Source organism: Polycladidibacter hongkongensis (assembly GCF_001561995.1).
Lineage (GTDB): Bacteria > Pseudomonadota > Alphaproteobacteria > Rhizobiales > Stappiaceae > Pseudovibrio > Pseudovibrio hongkongensis.
Map to the genome: position 1 here is coordinate 1 of NZ_LLWC01000033.1, position 7738 is coordinate 7738.

Below are 7738 nucleotides of genomic sequence, written 5' to 3' on the forward strand. Positions count from 1 at the left end.
GCGGTAAATGTTGCGTCACCGTCAACTATCAGGTTCATATCCGCACCGGATGACAGTGTGGCGCCTGTATTTTGCAAATCGCCGCTTAAGGTAATATCGAGCTGTTCACCTGCATCAATGAGAGCTGTTGTCTGTAGACGGTCAGAATAGCCGTCACGGCCAAAGTCACGTGTTACTTGGGTTTCGTTGATTAGGTCAGTTGCCTCCAACGTCACTCGGGTACCGCTGATCACGCCAGAACTATTGATAATATTGCCAGCGCTTTCCACATTCAGTTGGTCATCAGCCAACAAGCGGCCGCCACTGTTATCAATTTGATCGCTGGCAAGGATGGTCAAAGTGTCACTGGCAAACAAATCACCTGAGTTTTGAACTTTAGCTGTCTGCACCAGCACCTGCTTACCTGCGATGCGAGCGCTGGACGCTGGTTTGGGGCCCATCGCCAAATAGATTTTTGGAACAAGCACCTCTTGGCCCTGCACGACCAAAGGTTCCATCCAGATGATGTTGGTTTTCAGGGCCGCAATTTGCTTAGGTGTCAAAGCAACGCCAACAGTTAGGTTAAGCTGCTTTTGAGCGTCAATGGCATTATCGTAAAGCGCCCGCATCTGTGCTCTTTCATCGGGCACATTCTCGATCAACTTTTTCCCAGTAAGGGCGAAGATTTGTTCGCGTAGCACACGGGTTTCAACAAAAGCGTCACCAAGGCGCTTTTGCACTTTGTCTGGATCAAAACCGCCAAATTGCGAAAGAAAGTAATCTGAGCCGACAAAATTTGCCAAATCTACAAATTCAGGGCGGGTCTCGATGAGAAACGGCGCATCTGGTTCAACAACGGTCACCACCAAATGCGGCCGATTGATTACCGCACTGATACCTGCATCAATTCCGGCGACGGGTAGATGCGTACCTGTTGTGGCCTCCGATGAGGCGTCACTTAATGCTGCTGCGGTTTCGTCTGTTGGCACACCGGTGTCTATGTTGTAGTCTTCAGGTGCGGGGGCATCGTTGGCATCGGGGCGGCGGGTCCCAGACGACAGGCCGATCTGTTCGGCACCCTCGCGTATGCTTTCATTCTTGACAAAATCGGTAGCACTTATGGATACGGTGCCACCGGCTTCTATCGTGCCAAAGACATTGCCAACGGTTTCAGTTTCAATATCCTTTTCCGACGTATCCCAGTGGTCCTTTCTCCAAGATGAACACATACCTAAAATGCGATTTGAGCACGATTTCTTGTAGAACTTGTGAGTTTTATCAGTCGTTGTGGTTTTAACCAGATCACGTGCCGAGTTGGAAAAGGATGCCGCATCTATAGACAAGTCATTATTGGCGGCGATCATGCCCATGTTATTGGCAACACTCCCCGCTGAGATGACAATATCTTTCCCCGCCAACATGCGTGAGAAGTTGGCCTTGTTAGGCAAGGTTTCGGTTTCGACAGTGATCTTGGTGTAGGTAGTTTTGGTGTGACGCTTGCCTAAAGTCTCTACAATAGAGTCTAGGTTATTAATCTCGGTTTCAACAACAATACCCGGGGTATTTGTTTCATTGACAACTGAGTTTGCTCTCACTACTAAATCGCCGGTAATTGCTTCAACATTACCGCCATTCTTATTAAGGACTTCTGTTGTTTGCGCCCCAGAGCTGCCACTTAATAAGATGTTGTTTTCGGCCAGAATGTCGCCTGCATCATTGGTGAGTATACCGTCAATCTTAAGTAGCGCATCCTTCCCGCCGTAAAACAGGCCGGTATTGCTGACATCCTTCGTTGCATCAATGAGGAGATCGCCATCCCTTGCACCAAGGCGGCCGGCATTGTTAATCGATGTCATCTTGATATCAAGTTCGGTTGCTGCATTGACCAAACCATTGTTCAAATTCACCAGCGTCGAACCACGCGTACCTCCAACGCCACCAAGCCATATGGATTGCCCGGCTTTTATCGTGCCAGCATCATTGGTAAGTGATCCGCCAGCTGCAAGTTTGATATTGCCAGCGCTTGCAATTTGCGCCTTGTTGGTTAGCTTTGTTTGGGAGGCTAGTGCCAAATTCCCCGCATAAGCCTCCAGCACCCCGGCGTTTTCTATCTCTTTTGCACTTATTTCAATGTTTCTGGCTTTTACCACCGCGCTGGCCAAAGCACTGTAGCTGAGGGGGCGTGCTCCAAGGTACCCGGCAAGAACAAAGCTCTCTTTGCTTAAGATCTCACCGCTATTAACAAAATCGCCATCAACGTGTACCAACAAATCGCCTGTAGAAAGCAACCTGCCCGTTGAGGCAAAGTTCTGTTCTACCTTGGTAACAAGATCGCCACCAGATGTACCAATCAAACCGTCGGATGAAAGGGCATTTGCATGCAACTCCATGTCACGGGCTTTAATGGACCCGCTTTTGCTATTGATGATTTCCGCAGCTGATGTGCCATTACCAGTGATTTCCAAGGAAGCAAGCGCTGCAAATTCACCATGAATGGCCACAGTGCCACTTGCCGTATACTTTGTATTGGCGTTGGAGATGACGCGTCCGGCAAACACCGCACTATCGGTGGTAGATAATAACAAATCACCTGCTGTGGTGCTCAAGACCCCATCGCTTGTAAGCTGAGCTGCTTTAAGGCTTGCGCTTCCCGCTTGAGTGGTACTGCCACCCTGCAAGTCGATATTGGCACTGAAATCGCTACTGCGACCTTTCAGCTTTAAACCGCCCTTGGCCAAGATTTTAGCACCATTGCTAATCTGGTTATCGGCGAAAAGTTCAACAGACCCGCTAGAAAGCAAGCGATCTGAATTTGTAATTGTTTGCGCCTGCGTTTTGAGAGCCTTTTGAGCCACCATCAAGCCGCTATTGTTGAGCGCATCTAGCAAGTTCAGGTGTAGCGTACCTTTGGCGGCGCTTATCTTGCCTGCATTGAAAACTGACTTGGCTTTGATGTTTGAATCTGCCCCAACCAGTTTTCCGCTGGCGCTGTTTTCCAAAATGCCATCTAACGCCAAGGTGGCAGCGCCATTATGTGCTAGTAACGAACCATTATTCGTGACATTGACAGCACTTATCTCCAGCCTATTGGTGTTGACAAGTCCATCATTAGTAACATTGGTCGCTGACTTAATCTCCACTTGGTCAAGAGATACAATCTCGCCCTGATTGCTGATGGACTTGGCGGCCTGTAATTTAACACCGCCATCCCCGCGCAATGTTTCTTTCAGTATAATATCGCCGCTGCTAGCATTAAGTGTTGCGCTGCCTATTGCCTGCAGTTTCGCTTTGCTATTGATGCTGCTTCCTTCAAGTAGAAGCTTTGCACCTGTTTTAAACTCCCCGCCATTCAATGCCAGCCCATCCGTTGCGATGATTGCAAGGTTTCCAAGCGTTTTAACCTTGCTGTTTGAGCTGTCGATGCTGTCGATGTTTAGGGTAATACCTTGTTTGGAACTCAGTTGATCGGTCTTAGGTGTTTTTTCTTGGGCTAGGTCGATATGCTTTGCTTTAATTAAGATTTGCCCTGCTGCAGCTAGGCTACCTTTTGCGATCTGCGCGACATCTGAGAGTTCAAGGCTAAGATCCCCGCCTGCATCCGCTAATCGACCGCTCACATCCACACCTGCACGCAGGCTTGCCCCATCCCCCAATTCGATAGAATGTGCACGAATGCTTGAGTGAGCTGTTGATGCGACAAAACTGTCTGCTGCCAGCTCAATTAGAGTGTGTCCCTCAAGAGTAATATCCGCCTGCGAGAACAATGACTTTTGAATGCTAACGTTGGCAGATGCTGACTTTGCTGTAAGCGAGCCAGTTGCACTGGCCCTTCCTAAAACCAGTTTGCCGTCGGCACTAATATGCATTGAACCAGCGTTCGCAGCCATCTCCTGCGGTGCACGCACACCGGCCCCTTTGTCTGTCGCAACAAGAGAGATCGTGTCAGCGTACATTCCTCCAAGCGCGGTTGAATCGATTGCGAACCCAATACCATCACCCCCGCTTAAAACTGGGGTAATCAGACCGGTTGCATAGTCAAACTTGTTACTGCCGGCTGTAAAGCGCAGCTTTTTTCCTTTTATCGGCCCGTCGATCTGAATCTTCTTTGAGATTACATCGAATAGGTCAGTGTAGCCCAACTGTGCACCAAGTGGACCAAAGCGAATTTGTCCGCTTTCGACTGTAAACCCTGTCAACCTGCCAGCAGGGCCGACTTGAGCTTGACCGGTTGTTAAACTAACACGAGGTGTATTGATGAAGCCACAACCATCACACAATATTCCATTAGGGTTTGCTATCACCACATCAGCAGCGCTTCCGCCAACCTCCAAAATTCCGAGCAAGTTGGAAGTTTTGGCTGACGTAACCTCGTTTAATATTACCCTTGCAGCACCGCTCTCCAGTAAGTTCGGATTGGTCTGTACGATGCCACCCAGCTTAGTGGGGGCGAATTCGGTAAATGTGTTGTTAAGAATCGCGCCCTGTGGATCCACATTAAAGTCTAGATACTTATTGTGAGACAGACCACTGCCGGTTGGTGTGCTTATGTTTATTAGGGGGATCCCGTTGGGGGCTTCACCCAGTTCTGGCTGGAACGCAGCTGGAGCTTTGGGGTCTACCTTTATGGGCAAAGACTGCGCCAATAAAGGATTGAGCATCAAACTAAAACTAACGGAACTAGATAGTAATATTTTAGAAATGCGCTTTGAAGGGACGTGATTTAATTTAATCATGAAAATATAAACCCTAGAAATGTAAGAAATGGCAATATTTTAACTAGAACTGAACCGATGCACGGGCTGAAAACATGCCCTCGCCTTTGTCTGTCCCTTTAGGTGCCGAAACTATTCGGCCATAATCGATATTAAAATTTACATTGGACTTTTGTGCAGACAACCCGATGGCCCAACCGGCGAGTGTACCGCCTTTAATTCCGTGCTTCTTATTTGGAAAAATGCGCCCCAAATTAAACTGTAATGAGGGTGTGACCTGATCAAAAAGCCGGAACCTATCACTTGTTGACTTTGTCAATAGTGCTAGATCGAAGCGGTTTTTGAACAAAGCTGCGTTATTACCGAATAAAATACCCGAGCGAACCCCCGGTATCGTGCCCGCGCCGCCAAGGGACATCTGTTCAGAACCAAAAAGCTCGTCTGGGCTCCACTGGGCGGAGGCGCTACCACTGTATGTTAGGCGGTACTTCCCAAGAGCCATTGAGTGGTTGTAGTCTAATGAGGCAGTAAATTTGCTGAATTGTCCTTTTGGAGACCCCTTTACCGCTTCCCCATCATCAAATGCGTCCCACAAGTTCAACCCGCGCTCATATCCAAGACTTGTGACCATGCTACCACTTGAAGTACGGCGCGAATAAAGCAGTTTGGTTCCAGCGATAGTAAGAGCCCGGCTCCCGGTTTCAATCAAACTACCCATTAGATAGTTGTCACTTTGCTTTCGCTTGATCGAGACTTGCAAAGTAGTTTTTGACTTTTGATCTCGGTGCAAAACGCGGCTTAGGCCTGTGTTAATCTGATTGGATTGTCCAGACGTTTGCATCGTCGAAACACGACCATAAATTTCACTTCGATAATGAGACCAGTTTGCGTCTGCAAACCATGTCCAATACCCAAATGGAATTGACGTTCTTCCTGAAATACTAGTGCTATTTGGTGCAATATGGTCAAAGGCAAACGGATGAGGTTCTTGCGCCCTTTGAATACTTAAAGACCACGTGTCATTGAGTAGAAGAAGGTTGTCATAGTCTAGCCCCAGCTGTGATTGGAACCGACCTGTACTCAGTGACCCCATATCGTCTACAGACGCATTAACTCGCCAATTCTTTGTGCGTGTCTCATCGAGCTCAACAATTGTTTCGCCTGTTTTTTCGCCCGGTAGCATTGAAGTTTTTGCGGAAACAGAAGCTAAACGGTTCATCTGATCAAGCCCCTGTTCAAGATCTCTAAGATTGACAGGGCGACCAATCAGACCGGGAAACGCCATGCGAAGGCGTAAGTCTTCCGGCTCCACCAAGCCTGACCCAGTTCTTGCGATACTATCTTCACCACCAAAGACTATCGAAGCCAACTTGCCTTCAATAATCTTGACTTCCAGATTGCCACTCATCAGATCTTGCTCAGGCAAATACGCGCGCGCCGTGACGTATCCGGCATCCACATATGCCAAGGTGACTTGCTTTAGGATCTGATTAAACTCTCCCAGTCCCAAGCATTTCCCAGAAAAACTGCTGACTGCTCGTTCCAATGAGCTTTGCTCGACCAGAGTTGCGCCAGTTATTTTAATTTGCCGAATAAGTAAGCAACGGCTCTTCGGCTCTACAGGTGCACTAGCTTGAATTGGCTTGGGTGAAGCGGCCGGTGGGGCGGTGCGCAGTTTTTCAGCTGCATCTTCTATCTGACGCAGGCGCGTAGCATTCTCTCTGCTAATCTGCTGCGTATGCTGTAACGCTTGCTCTGGAATTGGGGCTGCAAGCGCCCCTTTGATAAGAGCAATGCTCAAAATACATGTGAACGAGAATAAGAGTTTCGCCAACTTGATATGCAAAACGCCACGATGAAAAGTAAGTCTAGGCTGCATCATTGTTCCGCCCCTTGCTTCGATTGTTTGTTAGGGGTCTTACTTGTTTGGGCATGGCCCGGCGCGCTGTTTTGCTGCACAGTGGCTGAAATTGACTGCAAAGCAGCAAGCGCTTTTGAAAAACCCCGCAAGGAAAAAACAACCTCAACGCGTTTGCCAGAGATCATCAGGAACCGTGCACTGGCTTTGTTGTTTTTTTTGAAAGCCGCGATCAGGACTGAAGAGGCAACCGAAGTGCCCCAGCAACCTGAAAGGCCGCAACTTGAAAAGGGTATTTGCAAAAGCTCGTGTTTTGCAGAGTTTAGCCTCACACCAGCTGGCAGGTATAAATCCAAGGGCGTGATAACGGCCAGCTGCCAGTCTTTCGCCGCTTTGAAGGGGGGAGTGCTTGATGGTCGCTTCGTGACTGTAACGTTAAGAACTTCTACGTTGTCAACATAGACACGCTGAAGTATCTCGCAGCGTTTAAACGAGTTTTGATGAGGGTTGGTTGTGTCATCAGAGATTGGTGCGCATTGCAAGCTCCAGTCATCAAAGCGTGTCTGAGGAGCTTCCTCGAACTGTTTTTGCTCAGAGGCTGTCGCTGTTATGTGAGCGTTAAAAAGTAAAGCAATAGCGCTGACAATCGAAAAATAGACATACACGCAGCATTGGTTGGACGCAAAAAGGCGTCCATTGATAAGACTAAACAACATGCAACAACACTTTAAATCTCAAATTGTATAATTGGTCTTATTGCATATGGTAAAAATATCTACTTGCCTATAAGAGATTGTTTTTTTGGTTTTAATAAAAATGTAAAAATACAAAAATTTGAATTATCCAATATTCCTCGCTTCACTTCTTATTGAATACGTTAGAAAAATGTTGTCTACATTTTTTCAAGCTTCAGAAACACATTAGTTAAAGACGAATTCTTTTCATTTGAATGCACCCTTGCGCGATTGTTAGGAAGTAGCACAATGGTGTTGTCACGTTAATTTTGAACCATATTTTATCACTTAGCTATAAGTTATGAGGGCTTTGTCAGGTTATTTCGAATTAGACGCATAAACGCGCTATCACCCTTTTTAAGCATGCAATTCGGCTGTGTAGTCGTTCCATAAGCTAAAAGCGTCATTGCGCGCATGGCGGAATGAAGCGGCTGAAAGGCGATGGCGTTTAGGAC

General features: G+C 47.5%; 3 protein-coding genes and 1 pseudogene. All 4 read right to left on the reverse strand.

What is annotated here, in order from left to right; genetic code table 11:
* A partial coding sequence (locus AYK82_RS14875; protein WP_172795254.1) for a two-partner secretion domain-containing protein occupies positions 1-4610 on the reverse strand: 4610 nt, incomplete at its 3' end.
* Positions 4611-4755: 145 nt separating this feature from the next.
* Positions 4756-6573 carry a ShlB/FhaC/HecB family hemolysin secretion/activation protein gene (locus AYK82_RS14880; protein WP_068317719.1) on the reverse strand — a complete coding sequence of 606 codons (1818 nt, stop codon included), beginning with the start codon at positions 6571-6573 and terminating at the stop codon, positions 4756-4758.
* Positions 6570-7265 carry an invasion associated locus B family protein gene (locus AYK82_RS14885; protein ID WP_068317722.1) on the reverse strand — a complete coding sequence of 232 codons (696 nt, stop codon included), beginning with the start codon at positions 7263-7265 and terminating at the stop codon, positions 6570-6572. Before AYK82_RS14885 ends, AYK82_RS14880 begins: the two co-directional genes overlap by 4 nt.
* A gap of 375 nt (positions 7266-7640) precedes the next feature.
* Positions 7641-7738, reverse strand: a pseudogene (locus AYK82_RS18050) (IS6 family transposase); the annotation flags it as partial.

Excerpts from the sequence above, each read along its gene's own strand:
- AYK82_RS14880 (WP_068317719.1), bottom strand. The coding sequence starts at position 6,573 with ATGATGCAGCCTAGACTTACTTTTCATCGTGGCGTTTTGCATATCAAG.
- AYK82_RS14885 (WP_068317722.1), bottom strand. The coding sequence starts at position 7,265 with ATGTTGTTTAGTCTTATCAATGGACGCCTTTTTGCGTCCAACCAATGC.